We start from the raw sequence: 16363 nt of genomic DNA, 5'->3' as shown, positions 1-16363 counted from the left end.
GAGTGGCCGGGCGGCTGGCCCATGGCCAGGTCGCCGGCGCTTCCCAGGATCTGCAGGGCCTGGACCAGGGTGACGGTGTCGTGGCCGTGCAGGGGCATCCTCGGTAGGTGGTCGCTTACATGCCCGGCGCAGGCTGTTCGGGGATCTGGTTGCGCAGGCTCAGGTTGATCGAATTCCAGCCCCGGATGGCGGCGATAGTATAGCCAAGTTCGGCGATCTCGGCGTCCGTGAAATGCTCACGCAGGGCCGGCCAGGCGGCGTCGGTGTCGTCGCGCTGGGGCAGGGCGTTGACGGCGTCGGCCCAGGCCAGCGCGGCGCGTTCGCGTTCGCTGAACCAGGGCGCTTCGCGCCAGGCGCCGATGGCGTTCAGGTGGCGCGGATCGAGGCCCTGGCGGACCAGGTCGCGCCAGTGCATGTCGATGCACACGCCGCAGCCGTTGACCAGCGACACGCGCAGCTGCACCAGCTCGACCAGGCGCTCGCCGAGGGCGCCTTTCTTGTTGGTCATCGACAGGTTGATCATGGCCTTCAGGTTGGCGGGGGCCAGGGTGAAGAGGTTGATGCGGGCGACGTGCGACATGCTGGTGTCCTTTCAGGTGGGGTGGGCGCGGTGTGCGTCCCTCATGCCTGATAAGACGAGCCATCGGTCGGCGGTGTGACATGGGTGTTAAAAATTTTGGGGTGGATCCGCTGCGCAGTGTCAGCCCACCCGGCAGTACACCACCCGCCCATCCGCCATCAACACCGCCGCCCGATGCTTGCCCGCCTTCTTGGCCGCATACATGGCCGTATCCGCGCGCGACAGCAGCGCGTCGGCGCTGTCGCCGGGCACGTGGAAGGCCACGCCGATGCTGGCGCCGATGGGCTCGCACCCGGCGGCCGCATCATAGGGCAGGGCGGCGGCCACGAGGATCTTGCGCGCCACTTGTTCGATGTCGGCGCGCGCGTCGCCCGCCTGGTCGAGCATCACGACGAATTCGTCGCCCGCCAGGCGCGCCACCGTGTCGGTGCGGCGTACCGCCCCGGTGAGGCGGCGGCCGAAGTCGATCAGCACCGCGTCGCCCGCCTCGTGTCCGCACAGGTCGTTCACCGACTTGAACCCGTCCAGGTCGATGAACAGCAGCGCCAGCGAATGCGGCGTGCGCTGGGTGGTGTCGATGGCGTGCTGCAGGCGCTCCATGAAGGCGTAGCGGTTCGGCAGGCCGGTCAGGAAGTCGTGCGTGGCCTGGTAGTGCATCTGCTCGGCCAGGCGGCGCTGCTCCGAGACGTCGCGCAGGAAGGCGTAGAAGTAGCGCCGGCCGCGGTGGGGCAGCATGCCGACCGAGAATTCGACCAGGATCTCGGTGCCGTCGCGCCGCAGGGCGGGTACCTCGACCCGCTTGGTGTAGGTGCGGCCGTCGCTGGCGGAGAGGAAGGCCGCCATGCCGTCCAGGTGGCGCTGGCGCAGGCGCTCGGGGGCGATCAGCTCGACCATCGGGCGGCCGATGGCTTCCTCGGCCTTCCAGCCGAAGGTCAGCTCGGCCTGCTTGTTCCACTCGGTGATCACGCTGTGCTCGTCCATGCCGATGAAGGCGTCGTTGGCCTGGTCGAGCAGCAGGCGGATCTTTTCCTCCTGGGCGCGCAGCGCCTCGGCGTTCTCGACGAACTCGGTGACGTCGCGCACGGTGCAGTACAGCCGGCCGCTGCCCACCGAACGCGTGCTCCATTCGAGCCAGCGGTAGCCGCCCGCGGCGTGGCGATAGCGGTTGCAGAACCCGGTGGTCAGGCCGCCCGCGTAGATCGACTCGGCCTCGGCCAGGGTACGGTCGACATCGTCCGGATGCACGAAGTCGATGAAGGGGCGCGAGGTCAGGTCTTCCGAGGTCCAGCCCAGGGCCTCGGTCCAGGCGGGATTCACCTGGCGCAGGCGCCCGTCGGTGCCGGCGATCGCCAGCAGGTCGGGCGAGAGCATGAAAAAGGCGTCGCGGTCCTCGAGCGCCGCCTTCTGGGCCGAGATGTCGATCACCTGGGCCACGAAGCATTCCGGCTGGCCGCCGGCGTCGCGGGTGACGGAGACGGTCAGCTGGGCCCAGACGATGCGCCCGTCGAGGTGGCGGTAGCGCTTTTCCAGCGTGTAGGTGTCGCGCTCGCCGCCCAGGACTTCGTGCATCAGGTTCAGGTCGTCATCCAGGTCTTCCGGATGGGTCAGCGCCTGGAAGGTCGTGGACAGCAGCTCGCCGCGCGAATAGCCGAGGATGCGGCATAGGGCGGGATTGACCTCCAGCCAATGGCCGTGCAGGCCCACCAGGGCCATGCCGACTTGCGAATGGGTGAACGCGGCGGAGAAGAGGCGTGTATCCGGAACAGGAGGCGTCATCGGGGAGGCATCGGCAGGTGCAGATACTCCTTAGTGTAGCCTAAGTATCACCAGGAAAGAGCGCCAGTTAGCAATAAAGTAACTAAAAAATAGTACGGATCACGCGGCACGGGACGGGCCGCCGGCCTGGCCTCAGGCAAGGCCGGCCAGGCGCGCGTTGCGCTCGCGTTCGAGCTTGGTGATGTAGCGCTGCACGCCGGCCAGGGCGCCGCGCGAGATATCGACGAACTGGCAGCCGAGGCGGCGGTTGGTTTTGTTGTTCAGCAAGGTCAGGTCCAGCGAATTGCGGATCTGGAGCGAGGTCGTGACCGGTCCGACGTCGGGCAGCTCGATGCGGCAGTTCTCGATCACCCGGCCGATCGTGTTGTCCAGCTGGAGCTTGTTGTCGAGGATGGCGATGCCGCCGACGCTGATGTCGTGCAGCGGGAAGACGCCGGCGCCGCCGCCCAGTTCCAGCGGCAGCGGGATCAGCGCGCGCACCGGGTTGCTCACCGGGGTGGGCATGCGGTAGAACTCGCGCCGCTGCAGGCGGATCAGGGTCGGGGGGATGTCGGCGCGCAGCGCCAGGCCGCCGCGGTGGCTGGTCTCGTCCAGGGCTTCGGCGGTGAACAGGATGCGGATCTTGTCGAGCGTGGTTTCGCAGCGCACGCTGCCGGCGGCCACGATGCGGTCGTTCTGCAGCGGGTCGATGGAGCGGTCCAGCACGATCGTGTCGGTGTCGTCGTCGACTTCCAGGATCGAGGTGACGGCCACGTCCGACTCGCCCTTGACCAGCATGCGGATCAGCTGGTTCTTCTCGCCGATCTGGCGCAGCAGGGACACGATCTCGCGGCGCGACCTGACTTCATAGTCGTGCCAGTTTTCCAGTTCTGCGTTATTCATTGCTGCCAGGTGTCCTTGCCACGGGGTCTAGGTGGGCGATCGGATCGGGTGCGGAAGGGAGAACATCTCCATTCCTTTGCGCCGACTCAATATGATATAACCAGGCCAACAGTTCCGCAATCGCCCGATACAGGCCAGGCGGGATCTCCCGGTCCAGGTCCACCTGCATCAGCAGGGACACCAGTTCCTTCGACTCGTGCACGAACACGCCGGCTTCGCGCGCGCGTTCCATGATCTTCTCCGCCACCAGCCCCTGGCCCTTGGCCACGACCTTGGGCGCCGGGTCGCCGGCGCCGTAGGCGAGGGCAACGGCGCTCTGGCGGCGCTTGCCTTCCTCACGCATCGGGCGCTCCTGGACGGGCGTCGAAGCCGCCCAGCGGCGTGCCCACCGCATCGAGCGCGGCGGCCAGTTCGGGCGCGTGGCGGCGCAGCAGGGCGGCGGTTTCTTCGCTGCCGGTGGCGAAACGCAGCTGCAGGACGCCGCCTGCCAGGGTCAGGCTGGCGTCGAGTTCGCCCAGTTCCGGGAACCGCAGGCGCAGGCGGCTGTGCCAGACGCCAGCTTCGGCCTCGGCGCCCTGGTGCTCGTCCTCGCGCCGCACGTCCCATTCCATCTCCTGGCCCGGCCACAACTGGCCTTGCCAATGGAGCCGGGCCTGTTCCTGGGTGGCCAGCTGCAGGTTGATGAACTGCGCGGTGGCGGGATCGCCCGCCTGCGGGCGGTTCCCTGCCTGGGCGGCCTGCTGCTGCGGCTCGCCCGCCAGTTCGGCCAGCGCGCGGGCGCCTTGCGCCCATTCGGCGACATGCGATTCGTAGAACAGCCCGCTCTTGCCGACCGCCTGCTGCAAACCCTGGGCGATCGCGCCGGGATCGGCAGACGGGCTGCCGACCACGGGGGGGCGCCCGACCAGGCCGCTCAATGGCGCCTCCGCCTTGCCGGCGGCGGCCAGCACCGTGGCGATGGCCTTGCCCGCCGGGCTCAGCGTGGTGTTGTTCGCTTCGGTCCCGGCAGGGAAGGCCAGGGTGGCGCCGGCGCCGGCCTGGGCCAGCAAGGCCGCCGCGCGCCCGACCGGCGCGCCTTCGCGGTAGGCCAGCGGGGCCTTGGACGGATCGGCGCCTTCCGGCAGGGGCGGGCCGGCCTCGGTGAAGGCGCTGGTGGCCTGGGCGCCGACCTGGAAGGTGGCGCGCGGCTGGAGGGAAACGAGGGTGAGGGGAACGTCGGCGCCGACCTGGGCGCCGGGCGGCAGCTGCATGCGGGCCGGGATGTCGGCCACCTTGACCACGAAGCTGCCGTCGGTCAGCCTGGCGAGCACTTCGCCGTGGATGGCCTTGCCCATCAAGGGCGCGACGGCGCGCTGGAAGGCTTGCTGGCGCGGGTCGAGGGCCTGCTCGGCCGGCCGGGACGGATCGACCCGGGGGACGGCGGAAACCAGCTCGCGCGGCAGCATCCCTCAGTCAGGCCGGGACGGCCTCAGACGCCGTAGGCGCGCGCGACGCGCCGTTCGGTCGTGGTGTTGCTGATCAGGGCCGACAGGCGCGCCATCCACGGGGTGGTGAGGTCGCGGATCTGGCGGTCGGCGTCGAGCATCTTGCGGATCGCGTTGACCTTGCGCACGCGCTCCTGGCCGGCCAGCGGCTGCGCGCCTTCGTGCTCGCGCAGGCGGCGCACGCAGGCGGCGCACTCCTGTTCCAGCTCGGTCAGCCGGTCCCAGTCGCTCGCGGTGGCGGCGTCCAGCATGCGGTCGGTGATGCCGACCATGGTCTCGTAGACGGAAACGACTTCTTGTCCGGTCATGATCATGATCCTTATACGCTCACCAGGGTGGGTTTTTGCATCGCCGGGACAGCAGGGGCGTCAGGCTGCTCGTTCTTCTCGCCGATCGCCACCCAGGCTTCGCGCAGGTCCGACATCAGGCCGTGGACTTCCTCGACCGCGGCGACGTCGTTCTTGATGTTGGCCTGCAGCAGGCGGCGGCTCATGTAGTCGTACAGCGCGTCCAGGTTCTGGGCGATCTCGCCGCCGGCCGCCTTGTCGAGCGAGGCGCGCAGGCCGTTGTCGATGATCGTGATCGCCTTCGAGATCGAGGCGCCCTTGGCCGCCACGTTGGCCGCGCCGTTGGTCCCCTTCATGTTGTTGATCGCGCTGAGCAGCGCCACCATGGCGCCGTCGTACAGCATGATGATCAGCTTGTGTGGGGAAGCTGCCGCCACGCCGGTCTCGAGACCGACTTTCGCATAGGCGCCGACGCCGCGTTGCATGGTTCCAAACATGGTGTTCTCCAGGTGTTGCGTAGTGTTAGCCTGCGTTCGCGTTGAGCGCCGCAAGCTGCTGGGTCAGGTAGGCCGAGGTCGACTGCATCGACACCAGCGCGGCGTCGAGCGCCGTGAACTGGGCCCGGTAACGTTTTTCGATGCCTTCCAGGCGCGAATTGAACTGGTCCTTCTGGGTATTGATCGCCTTGAGCGTGACGTTCAATCCGTCGGTCTTGCTGGTGAGCAGGCTGCCCTTGCCGGTAAAGCTGGCGGCCAGGTTGGTCAGCTCGAAGGCGAAGCCTTTCGAGAAGCTGACGGTGCCGCGCTCGCCGATGGCGCCGCCGGTGATCGAGATCTGGATGCCTTCGGCCGGCGAGCCCGCCGCGGCGGTCAGCGCCTGGCCGTTGCCGGTGGCGGCGACGCCGCCGATCGTGCCTTCGACGTCCTTGCCCACGACCGGTGCGGCGCCGCCGAACAGGATGGCCGGATCGGTGCCGCTTACCGTGGCGATGGCGATGTTCGAGGTCGAGCCGTACTTGCTCGACGAAACCGACAGCAGGCCGTTGCTGTCGACCTTGGTTTCGACCGTGTCGCCGGCGCCCGCGAAGACGCTGTTGCCGTTGACCGCCGCGCGCAGCATCGAGGCCAGCTGCTCGTTGGTATAGGTGCCGGCGGTCAGCGCGATATCCTGGGTCTTGCTGGCGGTGACGGGGTCGGTCTGGTTGAGCGTGATGCGCCAGGTGGTGCCGGCGGCGATCGTGGTCGAACCGGACAGGGCGCTCGCGCTGGTCAGGGTGCCCTGGCTCGCCAGGGTGGTGATGTTGACGCCATAGGTACCCGGCTTGGTGGCCGGCCCCGATTTGTCGAACTTGATCATGCCGTCGGTGGCCGCGCCCACGGCCGCGAACAGGCCGCCGATCTCGGCGAAGTTTTCGTTGACCGCCTTGTTCAGCTTGCTCGAATCCACGGCCAGGTTGCCGTCCTTCTGGAAGGTGATGCCGACCTGGCTGAGCGTGGTCAGCTTGCCGCCCAGGCCTTCCACGGCGGTGCCGAGCTGGCGCCGCAGCTGGCTCTGGATCGAGCGCACCGAGGCGTCGCCCTGCAGCACGCCGGCCGTCTTGGTCTCGGCGTTGTAGCCGGTCAGGCCCGTGATCGTCTTGTTGAGGTCGTTGTAGGCCTTGACGAAGTTGTTGACCGCGCTTGAGACCGAGGCGGTGTCGCGGCTGACGTTCAGGGTCGCGCTGCCGACCGCCGTGACGTCCAGGGACACGCCCTGCACGGCTTCGGTGACGGTGGTGCTGCTGCTGCGGATGTCGATCCCGTTCATGTTCAGCAGGGTGTCCCGGGCCGCGCTGGTCTGCTTGAGGCCCTGGACGCCCCCTGGATCGTGGCCGAGCAGGGCGGCGATGTCCGGGTTCGGCGGCTGGCCGCTGTCGCCGTCCACGCTGATCTTCATCGAGGACTTGGCGCCGGTCTTGTTCGAGGTCAGCACCAGGTGATAGGGGTTGTCGCCGCCGTCCGAGACGATGGTCGCGGTCACGCCGATGTTGGCCTTGTTGATGGCGTCGCGGATGCCTTGCAGCGACTGGTCGCCGGCGTCCAGGGTCACGGTGCCGCTGGCCTGGGCGCCGTCCTGCGTGAAGGCGGCGCCGCCCAGGTAGCTGCCGGCGCTGCCGGCGCTGAAGCCGGCAGCGGCCGGATTGGTTCCGCCGATCTGGATCTGGTCGCCGTCGGCCGAGCTCAGGGTGACGCCGGCGGTGGTGGTCACGCTCGAGCCCGTATTCGGGCCGGCGCCGGCGATGCCGCCGTCGACCGTGCCGGTCACGGCTTCGGTCACAGTCAGGTTGGAACCGTCCGCGGCGGTGAATTGCAAATCGCGCGTGGCCGCGCTGCCAGTGAAGGTGATGTTGGCGGCGGCCAGCGCCGAGCTGACACTGCCACTGGCCAGCGCCGCGTCGATATCGCCAGCACTCAGCGAAGCCAGGTCGTTGGTATGGGTGACGATCTGCACGCCGCCGACGGATAGACCGTAGCTCTCGCCGGCGTCGACGCTGACGCTGGCGAAGCCGCCGAACAGGTTGGCGGCGCTGGTCGCCGGATTGGCCTTGGCGGTGACGCCGGTGGTGTCGCTCTTGGCGTTGATCGCCTCGGCCAGCTGGGCCGCGCTGCGGGTGCTGGTGCTGGTGGTAATGGCGGTGCCGTTGATCGACAGCGAGCCGTTGCTGATGCCGCTGCTGGCGATGGACGGGCCCAGCGCGCTGCCGGCCACGCCGAAGCTGCCGCCGCCGATGCTGCCGAACTGGAAGGTCAGGGTGGTCTTGGCGCCGGAACCGATGGTCGCGCTCATGCTGGCGCGGCCGGCGGTGGTCAGGCTCTGGGCCGAGGCCAGCTGGGTCACGTTGATCTTGTACTTGCCCGCGACGGCGCCCGCGCCGGCGGTGCCGGACAGGATGTCCTTGTTGCTCGACGTGCTGCTCAGGGCGCTGAAGGTCGAGGGAGAATTGAGGGTGGTCAGGGCGCCCTGGAAAGCGCCCACGGCGGCGCTGACCCTGCCGAGCGCAGCCATGCGCGCCTGCAGGGTGGACGCCTTCTTGTCGAAGTTGGCGAGCGGCGCCGACTCGGCCTGCATCAGCTTCGCGATGATGCCGTCGACGTCGAGGCCGGAACCGATACCGGATGAACTGATGCCCACTTTGTTTCTCCCGTGAAAGCGATAATGTAAGTCATTATCGACAGAAGCAAACCGGACTTAAGAGCGGGAAATATGTCCCTATTCAAATAGTTGAAGAGGGCGATGACAGGACGACAAGGAAGGATGACAGGCGTGCAACAGCGGTGCGCGCTCCCGGAGGGAGGCGCACGCTGAGGTCGTCAAAAACGATCAGGCCGTCTGGCTGATCAGGAGGCCGCGCATCTTGTCGATCGACTTGGCGATCTCGAGCGCTTCGACGGAGGGGATCTGGCGCACCACTTCGCGGGTGTGCTGGTCGATGATCTTGACCACGATTTCCTTGCTCTCGTCGTCGATGGCGAACTCCAGGCTCTGCGCCGAGGATTTCATGCCCTCGTTGATCTTGCGCACCGCGTCGGTGAGCTCTTCGCGCGAAGGCTGGGCGGCCTCTGGCGCGCCGGCGGACTGGGCGGCCTTGGCAGGCTGCGCGGTGTGCTGCTCGAGCGCCGGAAGCGAGCGCTCTTCCAGCCGCGACGCCACGGGTGAACCTAGCGATTGGATGTTCATGTGACTTCCCTAGCGAAAAATCCTCGGCTGAATTTCTTCAGCCGAGGATCCGTTTTACATCACGGGCGGACTAGCTGGTCCGGGGATTAACCACGCAGGAGCGACAGGACGCCGTTCGGCAGCGAGTTCGCCTGGGCCAGCATCGAGGTACCAGCTTGCTGCAGGATCTGGCCGCGGGTCATTTTCGCGGTTTCAGCAGCGAAGTCGGTGTCGACGATGCGGCTGCGCGATGCCGACAGGTTCTCGGTCGACGACTGCAGGTTCGAGATCGCCGATTCGAAGCGCGACTGCAGTGCGCCGTACTGTGCGCGCTGGCTGTTCACCAGGCCCAGGGCCGCGTCGGCAGTCTTCAGGGCCGCCTGGGCGCCTTCGAAGGTGCTGATGTCGATCTTGGCGACCGATTCCAGGCTCGATGCGCCGGCGTCCTTGGTGTCCAGGGCGAAGTCGGAATCGTCGACCACCGAGAAGCTCTGCTCCGAGTCCATGGTGATGCGGCCGGCGACAGTCACTTCGCTGGCGCCGCTTGCAGCGACACTCTGCGAGGCGCTGACGGTCTTGCCGTCGGCGTTGTAGGCCGCCGCGGTCAGGCCGGTGCCAGCCGAGGTGTTCTTCAGGTTGATGTTTTCGCCGCTGGCATTGGTCAGCTTCAGGCCGCCGCGTTCTGCGTCGTAGGATGCGGTCACGCCGGTTTTGGCGGACTGGGCATTGAACGCGCTGACGGCAGATGCCCAGCCGTTGGCGTCGTCGGTCTCGACCTTGAACGACACGGTCACGGCGTCGGCATTGTCCGACTTCACTTCCAGTGCGTACGATTGGCCGGCAGCAGCCACGTCCAGGAAGGACTCGGTCTTGGCTTCGGCGGTCACGCCGGTTTCACCGCTCTTGCCGTTGATCTGCGCTGCAACGACCTTGGCCGAGGCGTTGGAGGCGATATCGATGTCTTCCGAACCGGTCGAGCCGTTGATGGTCAGGGTGCCGGCGGCGATGCCGTTGGTCGAACCCGATGCAGCCGCGACGGCGTCGTTGGCCAGGCGGTTGTTGCCGTAGGTCGAGGTGGTGAAGTTCGAACCGGTCATCGAGATCAGCTGGCCTGCATTGGCGCCGACCTGGAAGTTCGCGGTGCCCATCGTGCCGTCCAGCAGCTTCTGGCCGTTGAACTCGGTGGTGCCGGCGATACGGTTCAGTTCCGAGGTCAGTTGGGTGACTTCAGTTTGCAGGGCCTTGCGGTCGCCAGCCGAGTTCGACGAGTTCGACGACTGCACTGCCAGTTCGCGGATACGCTGCAGGATGTCGCCCGAGCTCGACAGGGCGCCTTCAGCGGTTTGGGCCATCGACACACCGTCGTTCGCATTGCGGGTGGCCTGGGTCATGCCGCGGATCTGCGAGTTCATGCGGTCCGAGATGGCGAGGCCGGCAGCGTCGTCCTTGGCGCTGTTGATGCGCAGGCCCGACGACAGGCGCTGGATCGAGGTGTTCAGGGAAGCCTGCGAGGTCGACAGGTTACGCTGCGAGTTCAGGGATGCGACGTTGGTGTTGATTACGGATGCCATGGTATTTCTCCAGACTAATGTCTTTCAGGGTGGGCCACTGTGCCCTGTTCACTTTGGTCCGCCACGCTGTTCTTGTGACGATCAAACCGCTGTTGATGCAGGTAACGTTATTCTGGGGAAAAACTTGAGGGGCAAAAATGCAGTTTTTTTCGGAATTCGCTGCTGACGCTCTATGAGGGCGCCTCTTGTCGGCGGCAAAAATCGAGACTTTAGGGCAAAAAAAATTATTTTTTTCTGGAAATTTTTTTGGGGCTAGGGGAGAGCGGGATGACGTTCACGCAATTTTTGCTATCGAAAGAACAACGCCGCTGAGCGCTTGCGCGGCAGCGGCGTAGCAGGATGACAAGCGCTGGCGCCGGTTCAGGGATTGTCCGCCACCACCACGCGGTTCTTGCCGCTGTTCTTGGCCTGGTACATGGCCTTGTCGGCGCGCGCCATGACCGACAGCTGGTCCTCGTTCGGCAGGCGCAGCGCCACGCCGCAGGAGAAAGTGATCAGCATCTTCTCGTTCTCGTGCAGGAAGAAATGCCGGGTCAGCTCGCGCTGCACCCTGACCATGGCCGCCGCGGCCGCCTCGACGCTGGTCTCGGGCAGCAGGATCAGGAACTCTTCGCCGCCGAAGCGGGCGATCACGTCCATCGAGCGCAGGGTGTCGCGTACCACTTTGACAAGGTGCTTCAAGGCGGCGTCGCCGGCCAGGTGGCCATAGGTGTCGTTCAGGCGCTTGAAGTTGTCCAGGTCGAGCAGGGCCACGCACAAGGGCATGTTGCGGCGGTCGGCGCGCGCGCTCTCGCGCTCGAACACGTCGTCCAGGCCACGGCGGTTGAGGCTGCCGGTCAGCTGGTCTTCGCGCACCAGTTCGCTCATGTGCTGGAGTTCCGCTTCCAGCTCGCGGATGCGCTGCTCGGCATCCTGCACCTCGCGGTGGGCGGCCAGCATGCGGTCGCGCGCGGCCAGGGCCTCATCCTGGGCCTGGCGCGTCTCGCGAAGGACTTCTTCCAGCACGGCGTTGAGTTCCGTGATGTCGGCGGCGCGCCCGATGCGTTCCGAGAAGCCGCCCAGCTTGGCATGATAGTCGCCGCTCGCCGCCGCCGCCGTGCCGAGGCGGTCGATGAAGGTCATCATCATGTTCTTCATGGTCGACTTGACGTCGGCGATGCTGTGCTTCAGGTGGCCCTGGCGGATGATCACGTCCTTCAGGCTGCGGGTGGCGTCCTCCAGCGCACGCGCGTCCAGCGGGCCGGCGATCAGGTCCTGGACAGCGGCGATCTGGCCGCGCATCCAGTTGTCGTCGTCCAGCAGCTCGCTGACATTGTCGAGCAGCAGTTTAAACAGGCGGAGCAGCAGTTCCTGCTCTTCGGCCTTATCGCCGCCGCGCAGTTCGATCTGGAAGCACAGCTGCTTCAGGCGCGAGGCGATGTCCTGCAGCTCGGTTTCGCCGGTCGCGGTCTTGACCGCGCTGCCCAGGCTTTCGGCTTCCTTCACCAGGTCCGGGCTGCCGCTCAGCAGCGAGGCGACCGCGAAGGACAGGGTGCGCGCCAGCATCTCGCGCAGCAGGCGGGTGTCGGGCTCCTCGGCGCCGATGGAGGTGATCGGCGTGTTGCGGCGCAGATGGCGCTCGGAGACCTGGCCCAGCGCCTGCGTGGTGGCGATCCAGTCGCCGGCCTTGACCGCGCGCAGCATGCGGCGGCCGTATTCGGAGACCTCGCCCGGGGTTTCCGCCAGGCGCCGGGCGAAGCCGGCCAGCACCTCGACCGCGCCGCTGTCCGGCGCCGGCGCGGGCGGGGCCGGCGGAATCCCGGCGATCTCGTCATAGATTGCGCGGTAGGCGTCGGGGGTCGGCGCAATGCGGCGCGTGGCCAGGCGCCGGAAGGCTTCGCGGGCAATCTCGGCGGGGTTCAGGGCGGCGGGTGCGGCAGGAGGGGACGGCAGGTTCGACATGATGTAAAGACGACGGCACTAATCCCGACATGATAAGCATCTTTTTTGCTTACCATCAATGAGTAAACGGTAACAAAGTCCCGTATTTCTAATCTACCAAGCCGTTGCGAATTGCATAAGTGGTCAGTTCGGCACTGGTCTTGAGCTTCATCTTCACCAGGAGGCGCGCGCGGTATTCGCTGATCGTCTTGACCGACAGCGACAATTCCTTGGCGATTTCGCTGACCGTCATGCCGGAAGCGATCATGGTCAGGGTCTGGTATTCGCGGTCGGACAGGGTTTCGTGCACCGCCGCCTCGTGGTCCTCGCCGATCTGGCTGGCCAGGGTCTGGGCCAGGGCGGCGCTGACGTATTTCTGGCCGGAGGCCACCTGGCGGATCGCCGTCACCAGTTCCTTCGGCGCGCTCTGCTTGGTCAGGTAGCCGGACGCGCCTGCCTTGAGCGCGCGGATCGCGTACTGGTCTTCGCGGTGCATGGACAGCATCAGCACCGCCAGCTCGGGACGGTCTTTCTTGACCTGCTTGAGGACGTCGATGCCGTTGCGGTCGGGCAGGGAAATGTCGAGGAGCATCACATGGCAGCGCGCTTTGCCGATCAGCTTGGTGGCGTCGAGGCCATTCTCGGCTTCGCCGGCGACAATGATGTCGCGCTGCTCGGCCAGGATCTGCTTGAGTCCTTCGCGGACAATGGCATGGTCATCGGCAATGAAAACTCGGATAGTTGCTTTGTCAGTCATTCTTCTAGTGCTGCCTTGCTGGTCTTGGCGGTCCCGGTGGCGGGAGCCGGGGCCAGCCTGATCTTGATGGTCACCATCGTGCCACCTCCGGGCGCCGCCGACAAGGCCAGCGTGCCGCCGAGCGCCCTGGCGCGTTCGCTCATGCCGCGCAGACCGAAGGACTGGGGCTTGAGGCGGTCGGCCGGCTGGATGCCGCGGCCGTTGTCGCAGATGCTCAGGCTCAAGTGATGGCGCTGGCGGCGCAGCGACACCGTCACCCGGGTGGCGCCCGCGTGCTTGGCGATATTCGTGAGCGCTTCCCGGAAGATGCGGAACAGGGCGGCGGCGTGGTCGGGGTCGAGCTCGATGTCCTTGTCGGGGCAGCGCATGACGACGGCGATGCCCATCTGCTTCTCGAATTCGCGCGCCTGCCATTCCAGGGCCGCGACCAGGCCCAGGTCGAGGGTGGTGGGACGCAGGTCGAGCGAGATGCGGTGCACGGCCTCGATCGTGCGGTCGACCAGGTCGTCGACATAGGCGGCCTTGGCGCCCAGGGCCGGCTGGTCGACGGGCAGGCGCGCCGAGAGCATCGCCAGCGCCATCTTGATGGCGGTCAGGTTGCCGCCCAGGTCGTCGTGGATCTCGCGCGCGATGCGGGTGCGTTCCTGTTCCTTCACCTGTTCGATGTGGGCGGTCAGCTCGGCCAGGCGGGCGCGCGAGCGGCGCACCTCTTCCTGCTCCTCGCGGCTGGCGGTGATGTTGGTCATGATGCCGTCCCACTGCAGCGCGCCGTCCGGCAGCGCGTGCGGCGTGGCGCGCAGGTTGATCCACTTGACGTCCTTCCAGGCGTCGATCCAGATCCGGCCTTCCCAGTTCCAGGCCGACAGCGCCGTGCGCGAGGCCTGCATGGCTTCCTGGTAGCCCTTGCGGTCTTCAGGCAGGATCAGGCGCTCGAACAGGCTCGCGTCGTGCTGCAGTTCCAGCACGGTCAGGCCGAGCAGCGCCTGGCAGCCGTCGCTCAGGTAGGGGAAGTCGGTGCGCCCGTCCGGGTGCAGCATGAACTGGTAGACCAGGCCCGGGGTGTGGTTGACGATGGCGTTGAAGCGCGCCTGGTACTGTTCCAGGGCCAGGGTCGCGGCCTGTTCCAGGGACAAGTCTTCGCCGATCGCCAGCAGCAGGCGCTGGCCGTCGCGCACGATGCGCAGGAAGCACAGCTTGACCGGATAGCTGCTGCCGTCCGCGCGCCGCAGCCGCGTGCGCAGCCCCACCTGGGCGCCGACGTCCTCGCTCAGGTCCTGCAACAGCTCGGTCACGGCGCCGCAGTCGAGCGAGGGCGCGAGCTGGAAGGCTGTCATCTTGCACAAGGTGGCGTTGTCGTAGCCCAGGTGCAGGCGGGCGGCCTGGTTGGCGTCGACCACTTCCAGGGTGGCGGCGTCGAACAGGTAGATCTCGGACGTGGCCGACTGCATCTCGGCGGCGAGGGAGGGATTGGGACTCATGGCGATCCGGTTTCGGGTTTCTTTTCGCGCCGGCTGCGCGACTGGCTGCGGTAGCGGGCGCTGAAGCGGCGCAGCACGCGCACCAGGTGGCTGGCATTGCTAGGGATCGCGCGCCCTTTGCGGCGCAGGCGGCGCAGCAGGCGGCGGGCGCCGTAGCGCCAGGCGTTCATCAGGCGGCGCAAGTGCCGGTAAACATGGCTCGCGCGCAGGGCGGCCAGCAGGCGGTCCTTGAGGCGCAGGAAGCCGCCGTGGCAGCGCGCGAACCAGCCCACCGTGAGCAAGGTGGGCAGGGTCAGGATGTAGATCCGGGCGACGATGGCCGCGCCGCCCAGCTTGGCGACGATAAAGCCGGTCACGCCGGCGATGGCGTGACCGTGGGCAATGGCGAGCAGGGCCAGCAGCTTGACCGGCAGCAGCAGCAGGCCGGGCAGCACGAAGGCGGTGAGCGCGGCCCAGGGCGGGAGGGTGCGGATGCGCGCTTCCAGCCAGCGCAGCGGCGGCCAGGTGGCGAGGGCGGCGGCGAGGCGGCCGCCGACCTGCCAGGTCCAGGCTTCGGCGAGCAGGATCAGCGCCGCCAGCTGGACCAGGGGCGCGAGCAAGCGGCTGCGGGTGGGGGGCGCTCGTCTCATGAGTCGCATGATACGTCATCCGGAGGGCGTTCCGCGGCCGGTCCCGCTACAATAGGGCCCATGAACAAGGCATTTGTGAAAGAGTCCGACAACGAGGACGACGATGAGGCGTTGGCCCTGGCGCAGGCGATCCCTGCCGGCGCCAAGAATTACATCACGCCCGCCGGCTACCAGCGCATCAAGGACGAGCTGCTGCAGCTGATCGATGTCGACCGTCCCGAGGTGGTCAGGATCGTGCACTGGGCAGCCTCGAACGGCGACCGTTCGGAGAACGGCGACTATATCTACGGCAAGCGCCGCCTGCGCGAGATCGACCGCCGCATCCGCTTCCTCACCAAGCGCATGGACTCGGCCTTCCCGGTCGATCCGAGCGTTCATTACGGCAACGACCAGGTCTTCTTCGGGGCCACGGTTACCTATCTCAACAAGGCGGGCGAAGAACATACCGTCACCATCGTCGGCATCGACGAGCTCGATCCGCTGAAGGGCAAGATCAGCTGGGTGTCGCCGGTGGCGCGCGCCCTGACCAAGGCCCGGGAGGGCGACGTGGTGCAGCTGCACACGCCGCAGGGCGTGGACGAGCTCGAGATCCTGTCGGTCGAGTATCCCGAACCCCACGCGGACTGAAAGGCTGCATGAATCAATTTACGAAGAGCGCCAGCGCGCCGGACGTTCTGGCCGCGCTGCGCTCCGCCACGGCCTCGCGCCACGAGCGCCTGGACAGCGGCTTGCCCCTGTCCGGCGCGCAGGCGGGCCTGGAAGAGTATGCGCTGCACCTGAGCATGGTGCGCGACTGGCTGCGGCCGCTGGAGGGCTGGTTCGCTGGCTTCGCGGACGGGCCGCAGGCGGCGCTGGCGCGGGTGGAGCGCCTGGCCCTGATCGAGCGCGACCTGGCCGAGCCGGGCATGCCGGCGATGGCTTCGCCTGCCGCGGATCGGGCCTGGCCGCAAGAGGCGAGCGCGGCCTACCGCTGGGGCGTGTGCTATGTCATCGAAGGTTCGCAGCTGGGCGGAACGGTGCTGTACGGCCGCCTGGCCGAACGGCTGGCGCCGCACCCGCTGCGCTACCTGCGCGGCGCGGCGGAAGGGCCGGGGGCGAGGTGGCGGGAATTCATGCTGGCGCTCAGGACGGGAGTGAGGACGCAGGAGGAGATTGCCGAGGCGTGTGCGGGGGCGTGTGAGGCGTTTGACCGGATTATCGAACTGGGGCTGAAGCCCGAGCAGACCGGCTGCTGACCCCTCCCGCCAACCTCAAGACCGTCATTCCCGCCACTGGCGCAAATGACTCCCGGCGAAGGCCGGGA

General features: G+C 67.3%; 16 protein-coding genes. 2 read left to right on the top strand and 14 right to left on the bottom strand.

Annotated features, from left to right (window positions below):
• Window positions 1-115: 115 nt before the first annotated feature.
• From J8847_RS09750 to J8847_RS09685, 14 genes are all read right to left on the bottom strand, one after another.
• On the bottom strand, window positions 116-580 hold the full coding sequence (locus J8847_RS09750) for a carboxymuconolactone decarboxylase family protein (RefSeq protein ID WP_211524502.1): 465 nt from the start codon (window positions 578-580) through the stop codon (window positions 116-118).
• A 120-nt stretch (window positions 581-700) separates the two neighbouring features.
• Complete coding sequence (locus J8847_RS09745; RefSeq protein WP_211524501.1) at window positions 701-2356, bottom strand: PAS domain S-box protein; 1656 nt, start codon at window positions 2354-2356, stop codon at window positions 701-703.
• Between the two features lie 132 nt (window positions 2357-2488).
• Window positions 2489-3238 (bottom strand): flagellar brake protein, encoded by a 750-nt coding sequence (locus J8847_RS09740; protein ID WP_211524500.1) that lies wholly within the window; start codon window positions 3236-3238, stop codon window positions 2489-2491.
• Window positions 3231-3581 (bottom strand): EscU/YscU/HrcU family type III secretion system export apparatus switch protein, encoded by a 351-nt coding sequence (locus tag J8847_RS09735; RefSeq protein WP_211524499.1) that lies wholly within the window; start codon window positions 3579-3581, stop codon window positions 3231-3233. Before J8847_RS09735 ends, J8847_RS09740 begins: the two co-directional genes overlap by 8 nt.
• The gene (locus J8847_RS09730; RefSeq protein ID WP_211524498.1) at window positions 3574-4683 is read right to left on the bottom strand and encodes a flagellar hook-length control protein FliK; all 1110 of its coding nucleotides are present in this window, start codon (window positions 4681-4683) and stop codon (window positions 3574-3576) included. The genes J8847_RS09735 and J8847_RS09730 overlap by 8 nt, the downstream gene beginning before the upstream one ends.
• Window positions 4684-4706: 23 nt before the next feature.
• A complete protein-coding gene (locus J8847_RS09725) occupies window positions 4707-5036 on the bottom strand; it encodes a flagellar protein FliT (protein WP_229429593.1) in 330 nt (109 codons plus the stop codon).
• A gap of 5 nt (window positions 5037-5041) precedes the next feature.
• Window positions 5042-5506 carry a flagellar export chaperone FliS gene (gene fliS, locus J8847_RS09720; protein ID WP_211524497.1) on the bottom strand — a complete coding sequence of 155 codons (465 nt, stop codon included), beginning with the start codon at window positions 5504-5506 and terminating at the stop codon, window positions 5042-5044.
• 25 nt (window positions 5507-5531) lie between these two features.
• Window positions 5532-8180, bottom strand: coding sequence for a flagellar filament capping protein FliD (fliD, locus tag J8847_RS24510; protein WP_211524496.1), 2649 nt, complete (start codon window positions 8178-8180; stop codon window positions 5532-5534).
• 189 nt (window positions 8181-8369) lie between these two features.
• Window positions 8370-8726, bottom strand: a complete 357-nt coding sequence (locus J8847_RS09710) for a flagellar protein FlaG (RefSeq protein WP_211524495.1) — start codon at window positions 8724-8726, stop codon at window positions 8370-8372.
• An 86-nt stretch (window positions 8727-8812) separates the two neighbouring features.
• Window positions 8813-10276, bottom strand: a complete 1464-nt coding sequence (locus tag J8847_RS09705; protein WP_211524494.1) for a flagellin — start codon at window positions 10274-10276, stop codon at window positions 8813-8815.
• A 360-nt stretch (window positions 10277-10636) separates the two neighbouring features.
• Window positions 10637-12217: a GGDEF domain-containing protein gene (locus tag J8847_RS09700; protein WP_211524493.1), complete on the bottom strand. Its 1581-nt coding sequence runs from the start codon at window positions 12215-12217 to the stop codon at window positions 10637-10639.
• 88 nt (window positions 12218-12305) lie between these two features.
• Window positions 12306-12953 carry a response regulator transcription factor gene (locus J8847_RS09695; protein WP_211524492.1) on the bottom strand — a complete coding sequence of 216 codons (648 nt, stop codon included), beginning with the start codon at window positions 12951-12953 and terminating at the stop codon, window positions 12306-12308.
• The gene (locus tag J8847_RS09690) at window positions 12950-14431 is read right to left on the bottom strand and encodes an ATP-binding protein (protein ID WP_211524491.1); all 1482 of its coding nucleotides are present in this window, start codon (window positions 14429-14431) and stop codon (window positions 12950-12952) included. Before J8847_RS09690 ends, J8847_RS09695 begins: the two co-directional genes overlap by 4 nt.
• On the bottom strand, window positions 14428-15069 hold the full coding sequence (locus J8847_RS09685) for a hypothetical protein (protein WP_229429594.1): 642 nt from the start codon (window positions 15067-15069) through the stop codon (window positions 14428-14430). The genes J8847_RS09690 and J8847_RS09685 overlap by 4 nt, the downstream gene beginning before the upstream one ends.
• Window positions 15070-15120: 51 nt before the next feature.
• Here J8847_RS09685 and greB point away from each other — a divergent pair, with 51 nt between their 5' ends.
• Complete coding sequence (gene greB / locus J8847_RS09680; RefSeq protein WP_211524490.1) at window positions 15121-15687, top strand: transcription elongation factor GreB; 567 nt, start codon at window positions 15121-15123, stop codon at window positions 15685-15687.
• A gap of 8 nt (window positions 15688-15695) precedes the next feature.
• The gene (locus J8847_RS09675) at window positions 15696-16295 is read left to right on the top strand and encodes a biliverdin-producing heme oxygenase (RefSeq protein ID WP_211524489.1); all 600 of its coding nucleotides are present in this window, start codon (window positions 15696-15698) and stop codon (window positions 16293-16295) included.
• Window positions 16296-16363 lie beyond the last annotated feature (68 nt).

The sequence above is a fragment of the Massilia sp. AB1 genome (assembly GCF_018119385.1).
Taxonomy (GTDB): Bacteria; Pseudomonadota; Gammaproteobacteria; order Burkholderiales; family Burkholderiaceae_D; genus Telluria.
This window is presented reverse-complemented; position numbering and strand designations above follow the sequence as displayed.